Origin of the sequence: Caballeronia terrestris, from assembly GCF_001544515.1 — a bacterium.
Classification (GTDB): domain Bacteria; phylum Pseudomonadota; class Gammaproteobacteria; order Burkholderiales; family Burkholderiaceae; genus Caballeronia; species Caballeronia terrestris.
Window position 1 is genome coordinate 1 of the sequence record NZ_FCOL02000075.1, and the last position, 18173, is coordinate 18173.

The 18173-nt window shown below is 54.0% G+C and carries 13 protein-coding genes and 1 pseudogene; 8 read left to right on the forward strand and 6 right to left on the reverse strand.

Annotated features, from left to right (window positions below):
• On the reverse strand, positions 1-440 hold a 440-nt coding region (locus tag AWB67_RS42220), incomplete at its 3' end, for an MraY family glycosyltransferase (RefSeq protein WP_510183510.1).
• Positions 441-856: 416 nt separating this feature from the next.
• Here AWB67_RS42220 and AWB67_RS30250 point away from each other — a divergent pair.
• The 5 genes from AWB67_RS30250 to AWB67_RS30270 all read left to right on the forward strand — a co-directional run bounded on the left by AWB67_RS30250 (position 857) and on the right by AWB67_RS30270 (position 7528).
• The gene (locus AWB67_RS30250; RefSeq protein WP_087659817.1) at positions 857-3097 is read left to right on the forward strand and encodes a GNVR domain-containing protein; all 2241 of its coding nucleotides are present in this window, start codon (positions 857-859) and stop codon (positions 3095-3097) included.
• Positions 3098-3273: 176 nt separating this feature from the next.
• Positions 3274-4407 (forward strand): glycosyltransferase family 4 protein, encoded by a 1134-nt coding sequence (locus tag AWB67_RS30255; RefSeq protein ID WP_087659818.1) that lies wholly within the window; start codon positions 3274-3276, stop codon positions 4405-4407.
• A gap of 82 nt (positions 4408-4489) precedes the next feature.
• Entirely contained in the window at positions 4490-5611 is a 1122-nt protein-coding gene (locus tag AWB67_RS30260) for a glycosyltransferase family 4 protein (RefSeq protein ID WP_200822347.1), read from the forward strand.
• A 217-nt stretch (positions 5612-5828) separates the two neighbouring features.
• Positions 5829-6593 (forward strand): hypothetical protein, encoded by a 765-nt coding sequence (locus AWB67_RS30265; RefSeq protein ID WP_087659819.1) that lies wholly within the window; start codon positions 5829-5831, stop codon positions 6591-6593.
• A 155-nt stretch (positions 6594-6748) separates the two neighbouring features.
• Positions 6749-7528, forward strand: coding sequence for a class I SAM-dependent methyltransferase (locus AWB67_RS30270; protein WP_159964984.1), 780 nt, complete (start codon positions 6749-6751; stop codon positions 7526-7528).
• A gap of 59 nt (positions 7529-7587) precedes the next feature.
• Here the strand turns inward: AWB67_RS30270 and AWB67_RS30275 are convergent, their stop codons facing one another.
• Together AWB67_RS30275 and AWB67_RS30280 are read right to left on the reverse strand one after the other, a co-directional pair.
• A complete protein-coding gene (locus tag AWB67_RS30275) occupies positions 7588-8706 on the reverse strand; it encodes a glycosyltransferase (protein WP_087659821.1) in 1119 nt (372 codons plus the stop codon).
• A 45-nt stretch (positions 8707-8751) separates the two neighbouring features.
• Complete coding sequence (locus AWB67_RS30280) at positions 8752-9813, reverse strand: hypothetical protein (protein WP_125477732.1); 1062 nt, start codon at positions 9811-9813, stop codon at positions 8752-8754.
• Between the two features lie 268 nt (positions 9814-10081).
• On the opposite strand from AWB67_RS30280, the gene AWB67_RS39890 reads away from it, so the two are divergent.
• Positions 10082-10303 (forward strand): hypothetical protein, encoded by a 222-nt coding sequence (locus AWB67_RS39890; RefSeq protein ID WP_125477733.1) that lies wholly within the window; start codon positions 10082-10084, stop codon positions 10301-10303.
• A gap of 6 nt (positions 10304-10309) precedes the next feature.
• On the opposite strand, the gene AWB67_RS30285 is transcribed toward AWB67_RS39890, so the two are convergent.
• Positions 10310-11677 (reverse strand): glucosamine inositolphosphorylceramide transferase family protein, encoded by a 1368-nt coding sequence (locus AWB67_RS30285; RefSeq protein ID WP_125477734.1) that lies wholly within the window; start codon positions 11675-11677, stop codon positions 10310-10312.
• Between the two features lie 53 nt (positions 11678-11730).
• Positions 11731-12759 carry an acyltransferase family protein gene (locus tag AWB67_RS30290; protein WP_235025414.1) on the reverse strand — a complete coding sequence of 343 codons (1029 nt, stop codon included), beginning with the start codon at positions 12757-12759 and terminating at the stop codon, positions 11731-11733.
• A 738-nt stretch (positions 12760-13497) separates the two neighbouring features.
• On the opposite strand from AWB67_RS30290, the gene AWB67_RS30295 reads away from it, so the two are divergent.
• Positions 13498-14505 carry a GNAT family N-acetyltransferase gene (locus AWB67_RS30295; RefSeq protein ID WP_159964988.1) on the forward strand — a complete coding sequence of 336 codons (1008 nt, stop codon included), beginning with the start codon at positions 13498-13500 and terminating at the stop codon, positions 14503-14505.
• A gap of 235 nt (positions 14506-14740) precedes the next feature.
• On the opposite strand, the gene murJ is transcribed toward AWB67_RS30295, so the two are convergent.
• On the reverse strand, positions 14741-16093 hold the full coding sequence (murJ, locus tag AWB67_RS30300) for a murein biosynthesis integral membrane protein MurJ (RefSeq protein WP_087659826.1): 1353 nt from the start codon (positions 16091-16093) through the stop codon (positions 14741-14743).
• 432 nt (positions 16094-16525) lie between these two features.
• On the opposite strand from murJ, the pseudogene AWB67_RS30305 reads away from it, so the two are divergent.
• Positions 16526-17344, forward strand: a pseudogene (locus tag AWB67_RS30305) (IS3 family transposase); the annotation flags it as partial.
• Positions 17345-18173 lie beyond the last annotated feature (829 nt).

Sequence of the window (18173 nt, forward strand, 5' to 3'; positions counted from 1 at the left end):
GCCACCACTGTGAATGTAACGCCGACAGGCGCAATTCGAAGGAAAAAATCGATTGCAGGCGCATCCACTCGGTCGACGACCGCGTGCAAGGCAAAGCAGCCGGCCAGCGCCGCTGTAAGTGCGCATAACAGGCGCGCACGCGGGCTCACGCGTTTGGTCACATCTTCCGCAAGCCCACTAACGAAAGCGGGTATCGCGCAAGTGAACAGGACAAACGTCTGAAATGTCGGTGAGGTATGCAGGAAGGTCGATGTGGAGAATGTCAAGGCCGTGGCGCAGAAGATGGCTAGCCCTCCGACCCGTGGAACGGCACTCGAATGGTTCTTTTGGATTCCGTGAAGATCAAGATCCAATGAACAACGAGCATAGGTTCCCGCATACCTCACAACTAACCAAGTTAATAAGAACGAACATGTAAAGCCAATTGCCAAGTTAAACATCGTGGCTTCTCCGGGAGCTTACAAAATCGGTGTTGCGGACGTGCACACAGCAAAGAGGGCGCTCGCCATCTCACAACGAAATCTAAAAAACACTCGGAAAAAACCATACCCACGTTCACTTTAAGCTGAACGAACATGCGAAAACGTTTGGCCGTGGTGTATGGAACGCTATAGTAGCCTCCAATCACTCTGCATTCCAGAATTTTCTCTAGCAATAGATATGAAGAAACCGCTTCCTGCTCTTAAATCTTCAGACATAGACGAACTTCTTTTCGATTCTTGAAATTGAGGTATAGGATGCAGGTTGCGTAGAATAAAAGAGTGGTTGTACTGCTAGCTTGCCGATAGAGAAATGGGGCGTGCTGCAGCTTCATCAGATTCACTAATTATCAGAAGAGTAAAAGTGGGGGACACGCATGGTGGAGCAGCCCGATCAGAATGTCTTTCAAGGCCCTGATAAGAATCGGTCGTTCGATTTTGTGAGTGTCGTAGACAGAATTTATTCCCATCGTTGGCTAGTTATTTGCTCTTTTTTATTCTTTATCGGTGCAGGGGCGATCTATGCGGTCATTTCGTCACCGGTATATCAAGCCAAGATAGTCCTCCAGCTTGAGGAGACGGGAGATAGTCAGTCTCGGTCCTCAAATGAATATGTTGGGGATGTGTCGTCGATCATTGGCGTCAAGTCAAACGCTGATGGGGAGGTCCAGATCCTTGGTTCAGCACTTGTCATCGGCGATGCTGTGGATGCTCTGAACCTGACGATTACGACTCGGCCTGTTTATTTTCCGATCATAGGGCGAGCGGTTGCTCGGGATTCACGAAGCCTATCGACACCTGGGCTATTCGGGCTCGGCGGATTTGCGTGGGGCAGCGAATCGATCGACGTACCGACTTTTGACGTGCCAAAGCGCAACGAGGGCAGTCAATATCGGCTAACGGCGTTGTCCGGGAATCGGTTCGAGCTGCTGGGCCCTGGAATGAATGCGCCGGCAAGCGGAACAATTGGTGTGATGCAGACTTTTGCGACTGCGGACGGTCCGGTCCGTTTACTCGTGTCTAGAATGGCGGCACAGCCTCGAGTAGAATTCGCGCTTCAGCGCGCATCCCGCCAGGCGACGATCGACAATTTGCGACGAGCACTGCAAGTCGAGGAACAGGGAACCAAGTCTGACGTTCTGTCCGCAACAATGACAGGTCTTGACCCCATTCGCTTGACGGCAACGCTGAATGCAATCGGACAGGCGTACGTGAGGCAAAACGCCGCTCGCAAGGCTGTGCGCGCACAGGCTTCGCTGGCGTTCTTAAGTGGCCAACTGCCAGCGATGAGACAGCAGGTCGAACAAGCGGAAGTGCAATACAATGCTTATCGAAATACACATGCTTCAATCGATATAAACGAGCAGGCCAGACTGCTTCTTCGCCAATCGTCCGAGGCGGAAACGGTGCTTTATCAGCTCGAGCAGAAATATCAGGAGGTGTCCAAGCGCTTTACAGGAAACCACCCTGATGTCTTGCAGATCTCCAAGCAAATGGAGGCAACCCGACAGTACCGAAACTCCATCACCAATCGGATCAGACAGCTTCCCGTCGAGGAACAGGGTGCCGTTCGCCTAATGCGCGAGGTGCGGGTGGCCACGGATCTATATGCGACCCTGCGCTCGAACATGGAGCAGCTACAGTTGGTGCGTGCTGGAAAGATCAGCACCGTCCGGGTAGTCGACAATGCTGAGGTGCCAGAAGTTCCGATCAAGCCCAGAAAGTTGCTGATTATCGGCGCAGCCGCCGTAGGCGGAATCCTCGCGGGGCTTGGGCTTGCGTTCGCGCGCAACTCCCTAGCACAGGGCGTAGTCGATCCGAGCGAACTGTCCAGCATCGGTTTGCCAATGTACGGAACCATTCCGGTGAGCGACAATCAGGAACGCCTAGAGAAGGTAGCCAAGGACCACGACGCGAAAGAGCGCTTGCTCGCCGTGCGCTTTCCGCAAGATCCAGCTATCGAGGGAATGCGCGTGCTGCGCACAGCTTTACAAGTCCGCATGCTTGGGGCGCCTAACAACGTGGTCATGCTCAGCGGTCCGATGCCGCAGTCCGGGAAGTCATTTACTTCGGCCAATCTCGCCGCTGTACTCGCAGCAGGAGGTAAGCGCGTGCTCCTCGTAGACGCCGACCTCCGCAGGGGTACTATTCATCGAAGCCTGGGTTTGCAAGAAGGGCCGGGCCTCGCCGATGTGATGGATGGACCGATTTCGATCGATGAGGCCATTTGCCGTCAAGTGTTACCTAGGCTCGATTTCCTCGGCGTTGGCCGGTATCCCGCAAATGCGTCGGAGTTACTGTTGAGGGGCGACTTTCAGCGGCGGATCAAAAGAGTAGCCGATCGTTACGACATCGTTGTGCTCGACGCACCGGCCGCTTTGGCTGTATCCGATGTCGGAATCATTGCGCCGAGCGCGGGCACCATTCTTCTTATGGCGCGCTACGGCGTGACGCGCGCGAGTGAAATGAATGCGGCGGTGGAACGGCTGAACCAGGCAGGCTGCAAGGTGAACGGTTTGGTGCTAAATGGAATTCCGGACGGCGCGGGCGGATATGCGTACGCGATGCGCCATGGAACCCATGCGTATAAGGCCTACTATCAAGGGGCGAAACTCTGATGAATATTCGCGCAAGCGTGAATCCGGGTCACATTCCTTTTTGAAAGGGAAAGCACTCATCGGTCAGCTTGAGCGTCCGAATAAAGCATCGGATTTCTCGCGTCACTGTTAAATCATGACGATACCCAGGTCGCGCTGAATTAAACCGCGTCGCAACCGGATTGACTGGAAGGCCGATGAACATTGTTATATTCATTTATTCGATGCAATGTGGCGGCGCTCAACGTCTGACCGCGAACCTGGCGAATGAGTGGGCGGCTCAAGGGGCGCGGGTCAGCATCGTGACAGAGACGTCGACGGAACTCGATTTCTATCCGCTGCGGGAATCCGTAGAGCGAATTCGAGTACGTGTGCATGGGGGACGCGGTGGGCCATTAGCCGGGTTTGCCGCGAACATCTCACGCATTCGCTCTTTCCGCCGAATATTAAGGCAACTAAGTCCGGACGTCGCGCTTGGGATGATGACCTCGGCGTCAGTTCTAACGATTCTCGCTGGGTGGGGATTGGCATGTAAAGTAGTCGCCACCGAGCATACCCACCCGCCCATCTTGCCGAGCAGGCTCTGGGCAGTCTTGCGGCGCTGTGTCTTCCCGTCGGCCGGGAGAATTGTTGTGCTGACCGAGGAAAGCAAGTCATGGCTCAAGGAGCACTGCGGCTGCTCCGCAGTCTCTGTTATTCCCCCACCGTTCGCGCTTCCGATCCCGCGAACGGAACCCGTCATCATGCCACATACTGTTGTGAGCCCAGACCGTCGCGTGCTACTGGCGGTGGGACGCCTGCACGAGGCGAAGGGGCTCGATTATTTGATCGACGCCTTTTCGCGAATTGCCGGAGACCTCCCGGACTGGGATCTTGTGATCGTGGGCGAGGGGAGTGAACGCTCTCGTCTCGAGCAATTGGTGATGGCAAGAGACTTGCACGAGAGGGTATTGTTGCCCGGCCACGCCGGCAACGTCTCTGACTGGTATCAAAGAGCCGATCTCTACGTGCTCAGCTCTCGCTTCGAGGGATTTTCGATGACGCTCGTCGAAGCGATGGCCGCCGGCGTAGCGGCGGTGAGCTACGACTGTGACTGCGGCCCAAGAGACATTATCCGCCACGAGGAAAATGGCTTGCTAGTTAGACCGGTCGGCGATGCGGATCGGCTCGCGCAAGCGCTAACCAGGCTTATGCAAAACGATATGGAACGTCAGCGAATGGCAGCGCGGGCTGCGGCCGTCGCGCAAACCTTCGCCTTCGAGAGGACCGTTGCGCTGTGGAGCGAAGTCTTTTCCGCGGTCGGTGCAAGCGGTCGTCGCGGGCTTGCTTAGGCCCTCGTCGATCAATGGCGGGAGTGTACTGGATCCCGCATCCGACTTTTAACCACATCATCGAACAACCACGCGCGAAAACGTGAAGATCATTCTGTTGGTCAGTTCAATGGGAACGGGAGGCGCTGAGCGCGTCGCCGCGACACTGGTGAACGCTTGGGCTGAGCGCGGCGACGAGGTGACTCTCGTGCCGACTTATTCAGAGTATTGTCCCGTCTTCTACACTCTCTGTGAGCGCGTTCGCCTGGTTTATCTAGCACGGCTTGTCGGACGCTCTGGACGCGGCCCGTTGCAATACATCTCGCGCGTGATAGCGCTGCGTAGACTGATTAGTAATACGGCACCAGACGTCCTGATTTCGTTCATGCCCAACGTTAGCATCATGACAATCGTAGCCTCCCGCGGACTGGGAATTCCTGTGATCGCATGCGAACACAACAATCCATCGGTTGATGGGCGGTCATGGCTCTGGGCTTTTTTATGCAGGATCTTTTACCGGGAAGCGAGGCTAGTTACTGTGCTGACCGAAAGCGTTGTAGCGCCGTTTCGTAAGATGGTGCCTGGTGTGAAATGCATCGAGGTCATGCCGAATCCGCTACCAAACGAGCTTTTTGAAGGGGAGTTCATACGTCAAGAGACGGGCGGCCGAAAAAAGGTGCTGGCAGTCGGACGCCTGACTGCGCAAAAGCAGTTTGATGTTCTCATCGATGCGTTCGCCAGCGTGGCAAAGGAGCGAGACGATGTCGATCTGTGGATCTGGGGCGAGGGCAGCGATCGAGCGAGTCTTCAAGCACAGATCGCTCAGCTGCGAATGGGCAATCGTATCTTTTTGCCTGGTACTACTGAAGCATTGTGGAGCGAGCTGGCGCGCGCGCGCGCTTTTGCACTTTCGTCGCGGTTCGAGGGTCTGCCGATGGCATTGATGGAGAGTCTGGCGTTAGGCGTCCCTTGCGTCGCCTTTGACTGTCCGAGCGGGCCGCGAGAGCTCGTCCGCGACGGTCGAGATGGCCTTCTCGTTCCTGCCGGCGACCGGGCTGCACTGACGGACGCTTTGCGTCGACTTGTCAGTGACGACGTACTGTGCCAGGAGATGGGCCGACGGGCCGCGAACTCGATGCGCGAGCGCTATGGGCTGGAGGCCATATTGCCACGGTGGGATCGGCTCTTCGATCACGTCGGCGTGGGCACGGTGTCGAGATCTTAAGGTCATGCTCCCCAGCACCAAACAATCGTTACTCGCCTCGGTAAAGCGGACTTATCCGATTCTCGCGGTCACAACGTTTTGCATGACACGCTCAGCTTTGCCTGATATGCACGTGACCACGTTGCCGAAGCATCCTAAGTGCACGGTGGCGTCTTTTGACCGCCCGGCGCTGCATAGTCCTCGAGATCCTCGTTTTTTTGGCGCGAAATGCGATGGGATGACCGACGACACGGCCGCATTCCAAAAAGCGATGGATGCCGGGGATGTGATCGTGCCCGCGAGAACCTGTGTGATCGGTCACACCGTGACGATCAAGGTCGGCAATCGTCGTATGGAATGTGCGAAAGGCGCCGTACTAAAACGCAGCGTGTCGGGCGCCCACAGCATGTTCCTATACGACGCAGCGGACGGTTTGATGCTCAATAACAGCATCGTGGGTTGCACATTTGAAGGGGCCAACTCTCCTAAGCCCGTCGTTGATTGGGATGCGCCAGGCCACTGGGACATTCCAGTAGAGACTTCTAATAACGTCAGCAACTTCTATCTAGCGGGTAATACCTTCAGGCAGTTTTTCGGTCAGTCGATGTTCCAAACGGGCGGAGCCAACGGCGGCAATGGCGACCGGGTCGTCTTCAACACGTTCGAGAATTGTCCGCTGTACGGTCCAGTCTTCGTAGGTCATCGGAATGGTTATGTCGGATACAACAAAATCATCGGCTGTACCGCTGGAGTCGAAAACGACCACGCTACAGACAACACCGGCGGCAACGTTTTCGAATGCAATCAGGTGACTTCGGGCGAGGCGCCGGGCTGGATCACCGGCGGCGTTCACGGAGGCCTCGGTACGAACTACAGCGGAAACATCGTTCGTTACAACGTTGTAAGAGGCGAGCACACCGGAATCCTTATCGAGCATCAGGGTCGTGGGCGCAACGCTAAATATCTGGAGAATGACTGTGGGGGAGGCTGCAAGATGAGATAGATTGATCTCGTAAACAGCGCGCCGTGCGGTTGAGGCTGTCGTCGTTACTGGAAGAGCTGAGAGTAGTGTGCAAGCGTTCGTCTGTAAACCGGTGTCGCAGCGGGAAATACGTTGCGACCGACCGATTGATGCGCATGATAACCGGATTTCAAACTATGAACCACGACGCGCTAAACCTAAAAGCCTATTCAAACAGCCGGATTGTCAGTGCCTTCTCGCATGACCATGCATTGCAAAAAGCGGAGGAAATAATTCTTAGTAAGATAGCGCAGCATGTTCGCGGGGGAGAGATCCTTGATGTAGGCGTTGGATGCGGTCGGACGACGCCTGCACTGCTGACGATCAGCGAGCGGTACACGGGAATCGACTATGCGGAAGGCATGTTGGCCGTGTGCAAGGCTCGTTTTCCACAGCAGCGCTTCTTGATGATGGATGCTCGGAAGATGGAAGTATTTGAATCTGGACGCTTCGATCTTGTGTTCTTCTCGTTCAACGGCCTCGATAACGTCGGGCACACCGACCGTCTAACAATTATTTCCAGGATTTACGAGATTTTGAAGCCGGGCGGCTACTTCGTGTTTTCAAGTCATAACCGCGATTTTAGTCAATTCGAAAGCTTCTTGAAAAGGCGCCCGCGAGTGACAATAAGCAACAACCCGATCGCAACACTAAAAAACTTGTCCAAGCTTCCGGTTCAGTACTGCAGGTACGTCAGGAATTCTCGAAAGAACGTCATCGAGACAGACTATGCCGTGGTCAATGAACCTGCAGGCGACTATCAGATGCTGCAATACTACATCTCTATCGAATCTCAGACGCGCCAATTGCAGTCGCTCGGATTCGATCGGCAGGTTGAAGCGTACGATTTCAAGGGTCAAATTGTCGAACAAGATCAAGATAGCGGCTGGATATACTACCTGTCAAAAAAAAGGTAATCTGGCGCCACTTTTTGGGTGCCCGCGCGCGAACTTCCCTGGCGCAGGCACGTACAAAGTCACCCTGCGAGTTGTCGGTAAAGTCCGTCCCACGCACGCGCCACCTTTTGTATATCGAAGTTACGCTCGACGAAAATGCGGCCGCGCTGCCCTGCCTCCTCGATCTTTGCAACGGGAAAGTTCATCACCTCCGACATTCGGTCCGCTAGAACCTCCGAATGTCTCGGCGGAGCAAGGAGACCCAGGTCGCTTGGAGCGAAGAGTTCGCTTACTCCGCCTACATCGGTTGCCACGACTATGCGACTTGACGCCATAGCCTCTAGAATGACCATCGGAAGACCTTCCCATGCGGATGAAAGCACGAGGGCGTCAGCCGCGCTCATGAGGTCCGGAACGTCATGCCTTGGACCGAGAAATTGGATGTATTTGTCAAGCTTTGCGTCGGCGGCCAAGCGCATCAAATGATCTCTGTCAGGCCCTTCGCCGACCAGCAGTACGCGAACAGCTGAAAGTCCTCGGTCGCGCAGATGCGCAACGGCTCCAATTAGATTTGCGAAGTCTTTCGCCGGCGCGAGGCGCCCGATCGCCAGCCAAACGAATAGATCGCCGATTCCAAGCGCGCTTCGAAGTTGCGCACGCTTCGCGGCATCGTACTTAAATCTTTCGAGGTCAACTCCATTCGGAACGAATCGGCCTTTCTTGGGGCTGATGATCCTTAGCGAGACATAATGTCGAAATGAGGTGACGCTAACGCTGGTCATAAAACTGGACAGATGGCGTGTAAGCCGGTAGGCAACGAGTCTTCCGTAGCTGCCTTCGAGCTCGTCGAGACTGTGAGCAGTCGATATCAGAGGAACGCTTGGGAAAAAGAGTCGCGCGACCCTCGCAAAAACGTTTGCATGAAACATGTGCGAGTGCATGATGCTTGGTCGCCAAGATTTGACGAGTCGCGCCAATCTCCAGAGCGCCAAAATGTCCGGTTTGCCGGGACACATCTTCATAGTGACGACGGTAACGCCGATCCCCTCCAATTCCTGAACAAAGTATCTGGGCTCGATCATGGAAACAACAGCAACATCCCAACCGATGCGCCGCAACTCCCGCACAAGTAGCACAAGCTGACTTTCCGCACCTCCTAAATTGAGGCCGGTAATCACGAACATGATGCGTTCTTGCATGGCGTCACCTTTTCATGTGGTCGTAGTCGGGATGCGGCGGCATGACTATTTCAGGAAATAGACATAGGTGCCCTTTTCATAAGCGAGGAAAACTTCCGCACCTACCATTGAAAACAAGACAAGAACCATCCATAACGATGCCGTGCTGCGTAAGCGGATTTCCTGAAGGAAGAACGGGAGAAACAGAGAAATTAAGTAAAAGACGCGGTCTTTGCCGAACGGAAACAGGGTAAATGCGAAGATGAGATATGCGAGAAGGCCCACCTGCATCAGCGCCAATTCGCGAAGAACTGAGCGCAGATTGACGCTGCGTATGCACTTTAAAGAGCTCAGCAGAAGGACGGACGCGAGCGAGTATGAAAGCATCAACACAAGCAGCCTAACTGAGAATTCTGCCTGATAGCCGGCATAATCGCCAACGCGTCGACCGCCAAAGTTGGCGAATAACATTTCTGCGCTCGATGCCAGTATTGCACCAGCGACAGCCACCATCGGAACTGCAAATTCGTTCCGCGGACCGCTCATTCTCACTGCAATCAGAAGCGTCGCAGGAACGGCGAAAGTCGTGTGAATGGTACTCGCGATGAGCATACCGAGAATCGGACGTCGCATTCCTATGGCAAAAGTCATGGCAACTGCGAACGCGAATCCTTGCCGGACTAAGAAGACACCGATAATCGAAAGGCCCGCCGGTATGATGATCCACAGAAAAAGGCCGAGAAGTGGTCGACGCAGCCGCGCCAGGGCGATAAACACCAACCCGTTGGTGAGCGCGACAGTAAGCTTGACTGCGTCATCCGGAGTAAATCCACACGAATTCACGAGAAGGATCCATACTCGCCAGCCCAGTTCGTCGGTGAAGATGCCCGTGAAGAGGTTTATAACAGTTGTTCGGTTCTGGAAATACTGGATCAACCAAGGCCAGTCGGTGTAACGGAAATAGTCAAGATAGGGTTGCTGATCGGGTAAAGACATTCTGTCAGCGGTTACAAGGAACCAGATGACATATGAGGCAATCAGCACGAACGCACAACCGCTTGGCGTCAACATGTGATGCGGGTTGCTTTCATTCAAGCTTGAGAACTTGCGAATTTCTAAATTTCTCATGTGTTTGGGAGGCCTATCCAACATATTAGGTACGATTATTGCTTCCCTTCGAAGGAGGGGACAGCAAAGCGTTAGCACATAACAGGACAGGACACGTTCGTGCATCGTGGCACGCGGGCCCCTATCGTGCCGTGGGAGCACAAAAATGCTTTAGGTTTACGTGCGCTTCCGCACATAACTGGCTGGTGCATGCTAAAATGTTCCGGATGGTGAAACAAAGGTTCCGCTCTAGGTCAGATGTACCGCTCATGGCGGTTGCGGAGATGACATGCAGCATTGGGTCAACATGATCGTTTCTGTGACGGTCGGGGCCGCAGTGGTTCTTGCCCTGATCGCGGTGTTTGATATTGTGTTTCGATCGCCGCGTGGTAAGCGGTTAACGAAAGACCAATCGGGTGATCGCGATTACCCACCGCCAACGTCGCCGACAGTAGGTACAAAAGTGACTCAGGCACAAGAATTAAAACATAGAGATGGCCCAAATAATTAAGCCACTTTACAAGGCACGGTATATCACTTTTGCTTTGGCACGCTTTTTAATATTCATTTTAATGTCCACCACCGTAATCTCCCCCACTCGGTTCCAAGTGTGAAATCCTACATACGCGGGTGGTGGTTCTTTCGAGAAGAGAGGTGTTTCCGCATAAGCAGTTGGGCTGAGCTCCGTTATTTCACAAAACCACAAAGCAGATCCGTATTCCCGCTCGCAATTCTGCGCAGGACGGATAAGTCGGTTGCTCACGTCCCGAAAGATGTTGCCCGCCATTCGTGCGCGCCGGCAATCCGAAACGATAGGGTTCATCGGGTGTGCGTGCCACGGTCCAAATGGCGTAGGGGCATGGTAGAGATATAACTCGTCCCAATTCGGGCCTTCACCTTGTTCGATTGTCGTGAAGAGCCACCAGATACCCGACTCGTAATATAACGTTGTGTCTGCAGCCACAATATTTTCCATTAGCACCGTATGAAGGACCCAAGCGGACGGGAAAGGCGCAGCCCGATAGATCTCGATCGTCCGATTGTTTGAAGTCTCCGGAACCATAAAAACATTACCCTCATAGGCGAAGATGAAGGGATAAGAGAGGTGATACGGCCGTTCGAGAACCACGTGTGGAGGCGCTTTCCATGTGTTTGTCGCAGGGTCTAGCGCGACGTGCGAGATGACACCTTTGTTCGTATCGTACGGGAGATCTTCAAAAAATAAATGATATCGGCCGTCTGCGTCGCGCCATGGAAACGGATCTGCATAAAAGCGCTCCGTTGGCGACGGTATTTGCAGACACCAATTTGCGTTATCGGGCGCAGACGCTTTCCGTAGAAAGCTGAGGTCCCTTGGCAAGCCCTCATTATTGACTGCAATGCCCCAGTGGCCTTTGCGTTGGAGCCGTTTGTGAAACTGATTCGCGAACTTCTCACTGAGGTGTCCCAGCGCAAACCGGATAACATCGGCCGTGGAAGTCTCCGCCAAATGTTCAGAGATTTCGACGAGGGGGAAGTCGCAAGGCGACGTCGCCCGCTGAATACGACGTTTCGCTCTTTCGAACAGGACACGTTGTCGGCCGAGTGCGACAGAAAGGGAATGGCAGAAGTATGAGCGGCTTGGAATTGCGACATGGGACTCGGCGATCAGACGAATCTTTCCGTCAGGCGCTCGCCACACTACCTGCAAATGAGGCGTCTGCTGCAAGAGCAGTCGCTTCCACAAATTCTCCATACCGAATGTGCCGTTATAGAGCATGTCGAACTCTGGTGCGGCGAGCCGATCCGCTACTATCAGATCACGCTCTCGGGGAGCGGCATACACCATTCGTTCGAACGCTATCCACATTTCGAGCGTCAAAGGAAAACGCTTAGTCGTTGTCATAATTGGAAAAGCGCCGTGTTGGAGAAGCCTTCGCGACGACTGCATTCGGGACGTCACTGCGGCAACGCGTGAGTTCCGTCGGGCGATGCTGGCCCATGACGACGTGCTCTAAAAAGAGCGTTTAGTTTGCACTCGATAAATAGATAGCAGATGTAGCCGACGACGCACGACGAAACAACAAGTATCAAGGTCGTGAAAGGGTCAAGCACAGCTAGGCGCGCCTTCACGACGACGATCGCAACAACGGAAATCACAAAGGGGTGAATAAGGTAAAGCGAATACGAGGAGTCTCCGATTGCACGAAGGATGCGTGTGAGAAACATCGTCGGCAAGCGATTCATTAAGCTTTCCATTCCAACGAGTCCACAAACGACGAGCATGAAGGGAACCCCATAGCTGACAAGCTGATTTTCCACTATGCCATGGGTACCGACATAGACCAGAGAAACTAGGCCTGTAAAAAGAAGGATTACATTTACCACCACTTTTTGCCGTATATTTTTGAAGTAAAGAAAGGCAATCATTCCCATGAAAAATTCGAGCAGAAGCGGGTTCGTCGCAACTTCCAGAGCTGGACGTGTTGGCGTGAAGACGTATCCAATAACGAAGAGGACCAGAAGGATGGCCGAGGCTTTCGGGATCCGATGTGATGTGCCCATCGCAAGTGCCGCAGCGAAGATAATGTAAAACCAAAATTCGAAGCTAAGCGTCCACCCGTTTTGAATCAAGAGCTTGTCGCCAACGGGAAATAGAGTGAAGGAGTGGAGTATCGTTGTCGTTCCACCACTACGATTGATAAGCCGTGGACTGACGAGAAATACTAAAAAGGCCGCAATCGAAAGCGACCAGTAAAGCGGGAGGATCCTGGCCATTCTCGCTTTGAAAAAAGCGACTCCGCCGACGGCTCTCCGGTCGGTCGTGTAGGACATAATAAATCCGGAGATAATGAAGAAAAGATCTACGCCGGATTGTCCAAACGACCAGCTCGACGAAATGCCTGATATCTGTCCGTGCTTGTAGACCGCATGGTATACGACGACTAAAAGCGCGGCGACCCCTCGTAGGTACTGGACAGACGTCATCACGATTAGCCTCCTTGCCGCGCGGACAGGTTTGTTTGCACTCACGTTGGTCCCCTGCACGAAGACAGCCTTACGTTGCGCATTCGTCATTTCATTAGATCGGCAGCCTCCATCGACATCTCAGTTTGATGCGTCAGCCTATGGAAATCGGACGACGCTGTCAAACCATGCTGAGTGTTAACGCAAAACGATCGTGAAAAAATCGTCCCATCAGACAGCGGGTTCGCTTGCAAGATTCATAGGAAAAACGACGTTACCGCTCTTCCGGTCGCTCCAGAACGCATTCAGGAGTACCATTCAATGGGCAGGATGAGTCCATCGCTTATGTGTGGTACCGAACAGTGACACGGCTTTTTGTCCCGCTCTTCCTTGAAAGCGTCGAGGTAATCGCAGAGCAGCCTGCGCGGAGGGAGTAGCGTCTCGCCCGATTCTTGACGGAAATGCCCGCCGCTTGCAATCCAGCAGCCGCACACATAACATTCGTGGGCTAGCTTTGCTCGAAGCATCGTCGGCTGTACGCGTATGTGCTTTATGCGGCCGCTGCAACAAAATCGGATCCGGAAATTGATCCTTAGGTTCGGGTCAACAAGTGAGGGCAATGTGAAAACCGATCCAATACGATTTGAGGCGGTCACAACAATAGAGAGATTTGAGTCGTTGAGACATGAATGGGAGGATCTGTGGATACGTGCCGGGGGCGGATATAGCCTGGCGTTCGGGCACTGTCTGTGTACGCTCATGGAAATCGTCATCCCGGCGCGCGCGAATTTGTATTGCATCCTAGGGTGGAAAGGGCAACGCCTTGTACTTGCGTGGCCATTCATTAGATACCGCGAGTTTCTCTGGCGAGCGATTCGCCCCTTGGCCCCAGATGAATCGGTGGGCACTGATGTCATGGTGGAGGCAGGCCCGGATTGTCGTGAGTTAGTCGCCTCAGCCTGGCGTGTGCTGCTATCCACAAATCGCGCAGACCTCTTGACCTTGCCTCACGTCCGCGCCGGTTCGGAACTACACTCCCAAGTCTCAAGTTATCCCTCAATCGGACGCGCTGAGCAGCTTAGTACGGCAATCGTGCCTACGCGTGGTCAAGTTGACTGGGATACCTATCGTAAATCACTGCCCAGCCGATCACTTAAGGAACTCGAGAGTTACAAGCGTCGCCTAAGAAAAGAAGGCAATATTTCAATGTTTATTGCTGATTTCAAGGATTTTCGAAATATTTACCTTATCGAAGAGCTTTTCAGATGGAAACAGAAATGGGCCGAAAAGAACGGGAAGAAAGGCAATTTTTTTTCCTCCGGATATCGCGAATTTCTCTTTCGGCTATTGAAAGATGAAGCAGGCACAGGAAAATTCAATCTTTTCGTTCTGGCTCTAGATGGCAGGCCGATCGCCGTTAACCTTGTCGCGGTTGAGAGAGATACGATTCATGGAATTCAAGCCGCGTTTGATGAAGCATACGGGAAATTCACGCCGGGTTCGCTTTTGCTCGAGCATATAGTCAAGTGGGCGTTCGATAGCCGTCGGGATTTTGACTTTGGCGCAGGCGGGGGGAAATACAAGACGGTCTGGGCGGGCGAATCTTGCTATTCGAGCACGGACTTCCGTATCTCGACGAGCAATTGGGGCAAGCTGGCGTTCGTTCTCTCAGATGTCCGACGTTGGTATCGGGCACGGAGGTTCGGCCTGGTACACAAAGGGAAGGAAACGCAGGCTTATCGGTTAAGGTCCGAACTTGAGCCCTAGCTAGCTAGCCAAATTTTTTATGGGCTAAGCGGCTGTCGCGCTTCGCTGGCACGTTCGGAGCGGCGCGAGGTCTCCTACAAAGCCACTTCTTTTAGTGACACCGTACCTACGCTCAGTCGCTGGACAGGTTCATTGGGTACGACCGTCGCAGCACTGCCGTCGAGCGGCGTCACTAGGTCACAAGAATAGCGAGAGCGTAATTGAGGTAGTGACGCGGGCGCAGCAGCAGTGGTACTTAAGCGGTTGTACCAGCAGATGCGCGAAGACACGTCAGATAGCAAATGAAGCCAATGGCCGTCATCACGCCTGTCGCAATTACGACTCCTTCTGCCCCGATTGAGGGAACCAACAGGGCGTTTGCGACCACCTTGACGACGAAGGTGACTAGCGCGATGAGGGTGAGCGCTTTGTATCGTGCCTCACTCACAAACAGTTGAATGATGACGAGCGCGGCGAATGCGAACGGAAGCTGGATGAGGCCTGCGCGAAACAGTTGTGCTACGGCGGCCGTATCGTGAGCGGTGAAGGCGCCGCGCTGGAATAACAGAGCAATGATTCCCGGTCCGAAGAACCATGCTACCGCGGCAGATATCGATCCAAGTATCAACATCACGAGTGACCACTTGAACGCTGTCTTGCGAGCGCGCGCATGGTCTCCAATCGCAAGCATTTCGGAAAGGATTGGCAAGATAGCTCGGCTGATGGCAAGGGCCCCCATGCCGAGGAGCAAAGCCAACACTCTGTTCGCGTATCCGCATGTAGCGATCGCGCCGTCGCCAGCTTGCGCAAGGAAATATTGGTCCAGAGGGGTGATAAGACTCACGATGACCCCGCCGAGTAAAAGCATGCGGATCGAATGGAACGTCTTGCGCCAATGACGCGATCGAAGGCTAAACCGCGCGCGCGCAGAGAGTCCGTCGACATTCCTGGCTATTAGCCTGAGCAAGATGGCCTGCAAGCTGACGCCGATAGATGTCCCTAACATTAGAGGTAGGAGAGATTTTTGGTCAGGTGCAGCCAGAACGAAGCAGAGCAGCACTAACGCAGGAACGCACTCTAACAACGTGTTGACATGCCTTTCGCGCGCTTGCAGGCGGGCGGCGTTGATACAAACCGTGAAGCTCAACACCCCGATTGGCGCCATACCACCGATCAATCGCAGACACATTTCACGCGTCGACTCTGACAGGTTGGCCGCCGCAATATGCGCTACTAGCGGCCAGCATAAAAAAAGCCCTGATGTCAGCGCAATGCCGAGCACCAAGCCGAATGCTTCTAGTTCTCCCAGAAATTCAGATAGCTCTTTTTCGCTATGCCGCATACTGACAAAAAGCGGTATCAGAAGAATACTGAGTTCGGTAGTTAGTGTGAGCGGGAGCCACGTGACGAGGGTGAGCGCGAGCTGATACGCATCGGCCGTACTTCCTATGCCGTATCGGTAAGCGATAGCCATCTCCTTGAAAGCTCCAGCGCTTTTTCCAAGGAAAACAAACGTTGATACGATCACGGCGCCTTTGGCGATTCGCCAATGATCAACATGAACGTTCAAGATGCGCTTCTTAAGCACGCCGATTGTGTGGGTGAGCACATCGTCTCCATTAGGACGGTTTTAGACATCCTTTGTTGTCTCGGAAAACGGAGTTCTCTCTTTTCTGCGATACCTTGTTCATCGATACAATTTTTAATTAGCGAGAAAGAGGAACTGGCATTCAAAATTCAGCTTGCCCTGAACTTCGCCTTCCAATAGGCGTATACATTAACCCCCAACAAAGGAAGACTTGATGTTCAAGATGCTAAAGTAAGCGCACACGCCGAGTTCAAGGCTGCGGGTGTGCAACAGGTGAATGACGGGAAAGGGCTGAGCGCTGCCTCCGGAGACTTGGTATGTCCGAGAGCAGACGCTGCGCAACTGGTTCATGGCTCTAGCGGCAGTCAAGTTGCGGAGCGCTGGGGCGAACGTGGTTACGCAGAAACCGGAGTAGCTCGCGCGTCTGCGAACCCAAAACCAACTCAAGATCGCAAAGAAAACGGTGGCGTACTTCGCGAAGGACCTAATTCGACGTACGTCCGAATTGATGCGCAGCGCCGGCCTCGTCCATTCTCGGCGCTGTGCGAGGTTTTTCCGGTTGGTCTCGGCGACTGTCGAGCCCGCAAGCTCGTATCGATGGGGACTATTCATGTGGAAGTCATGCAGGCCGCTTACAGATCGCCCTGCATGACCGAGGAATTTTGTTCGTTCGGTTTTCAGGCGAGCCAGGCGCGCGTTGAGCGGCTCATGCGCGAGGACCTCGCCCGGGTTCGGCATAAGAAGCGCTATAGGGTAATGACGAACTCGAAGCATAAGCTGCCGGTCGCGCCAAATCTGCTGGAGCGCAAGTTCTCGCCAAGCGTGCCGAACCGGCTCTTCAGTTCGAGAGTCTCGTAAATTTGGCCTGAGGGAGGCGTGCTGTATCTGGCGGTCGTGCTCGATCGGTTTAATCCGGGAATCGTCGGCGGGCCTATCAAACCGTGCATGAGGGCGGACCTCGTGATCCATGCATTGACCATGGCGTGGCTTCGCCGCAAGCCCGCGCCTGGGGCGTTGCATCATTCCGACCGTGCCAGCCAATACGTCAGCCACGGATTCCAGCGAAGACTTGTGCAAGACAACGTGCGTTGCTAGATGAGCCGCAAGGGCAATTGCTCGGACAACGCGCCGACGAATGACTTCTTCAACTGCCTGAAGAATTAGCGTGGACACGGAGTTCACTACCGGACGTATAAAGAGCCGATGGCAGACTTGTTTGCATATATCGAGTTTTATAACCGCAATCGTCGTCATTCTTCGCTCGGCTTCATATTGCAAGGCCTAAATAGAGGTCAGCAGACAAGGGGGCCGTTGCGTCTGGGAGGCGAAAAACAGAGGGAGGTTCAACTATACCGTTCGGCGACGACTGCGTGTGCAGCATTGTTGTGCTTTGACGTGGTCCAATGCTCGATGACGGGGTCGTCGATGATGATCTGGGAGATAGGATGACAACCGTAGAACCGCTCCGACTTGGATTGAACATCAGGGATATGTAGCGGGTACGCACCCGTGAACCGCGTATTAAGCGGCTCCTGCGGTAGTTTCGGCAATGGGCTACCAAGACGGTCGCACCGTTCAGAATCTGGCCCGAGCGGTGCGCCTACCGCTCCAGTGCAGTTTCAAAGTGTCCGGGCACGCCGAGCAGCAAGCGCTCGGGCGCCCACCGCCAGCAGGCCGTGCCAGGAAGCGCGCAGATTGTTTTCCGTGCCACGATCCAAGCCTTCGGTCGCAGGGAGATGCGCCAGATTGAACTCGGTCGACTACTACACCGCCACCAAACTAGGTAGCTGGGGCATGCGACTAAGCGTTTGGCCGAGATATGATGCTGCCCAGGAGGCTTTGGGCGTCGACTTTCGGATTGTCGGCTGCAGCAGTGCGCCTATCGAGATCGTGCGCCATTACATAGAGCAGCAGAAAACACTACACTAACCATTCAAAGGCCATTTATGGCATCCGCATTATCGTTCCCACCTTGGAGGGCGGGGGTTCGCCACGGTTTTCGATCAGAGTTTGCGCAAAGTGCTGATTCGCGAAGCGGACCAAACCATCGTCGGAGGACGAATATGTGTGGAATCGTGGCGGGGGTCGCGGAACGCAACAT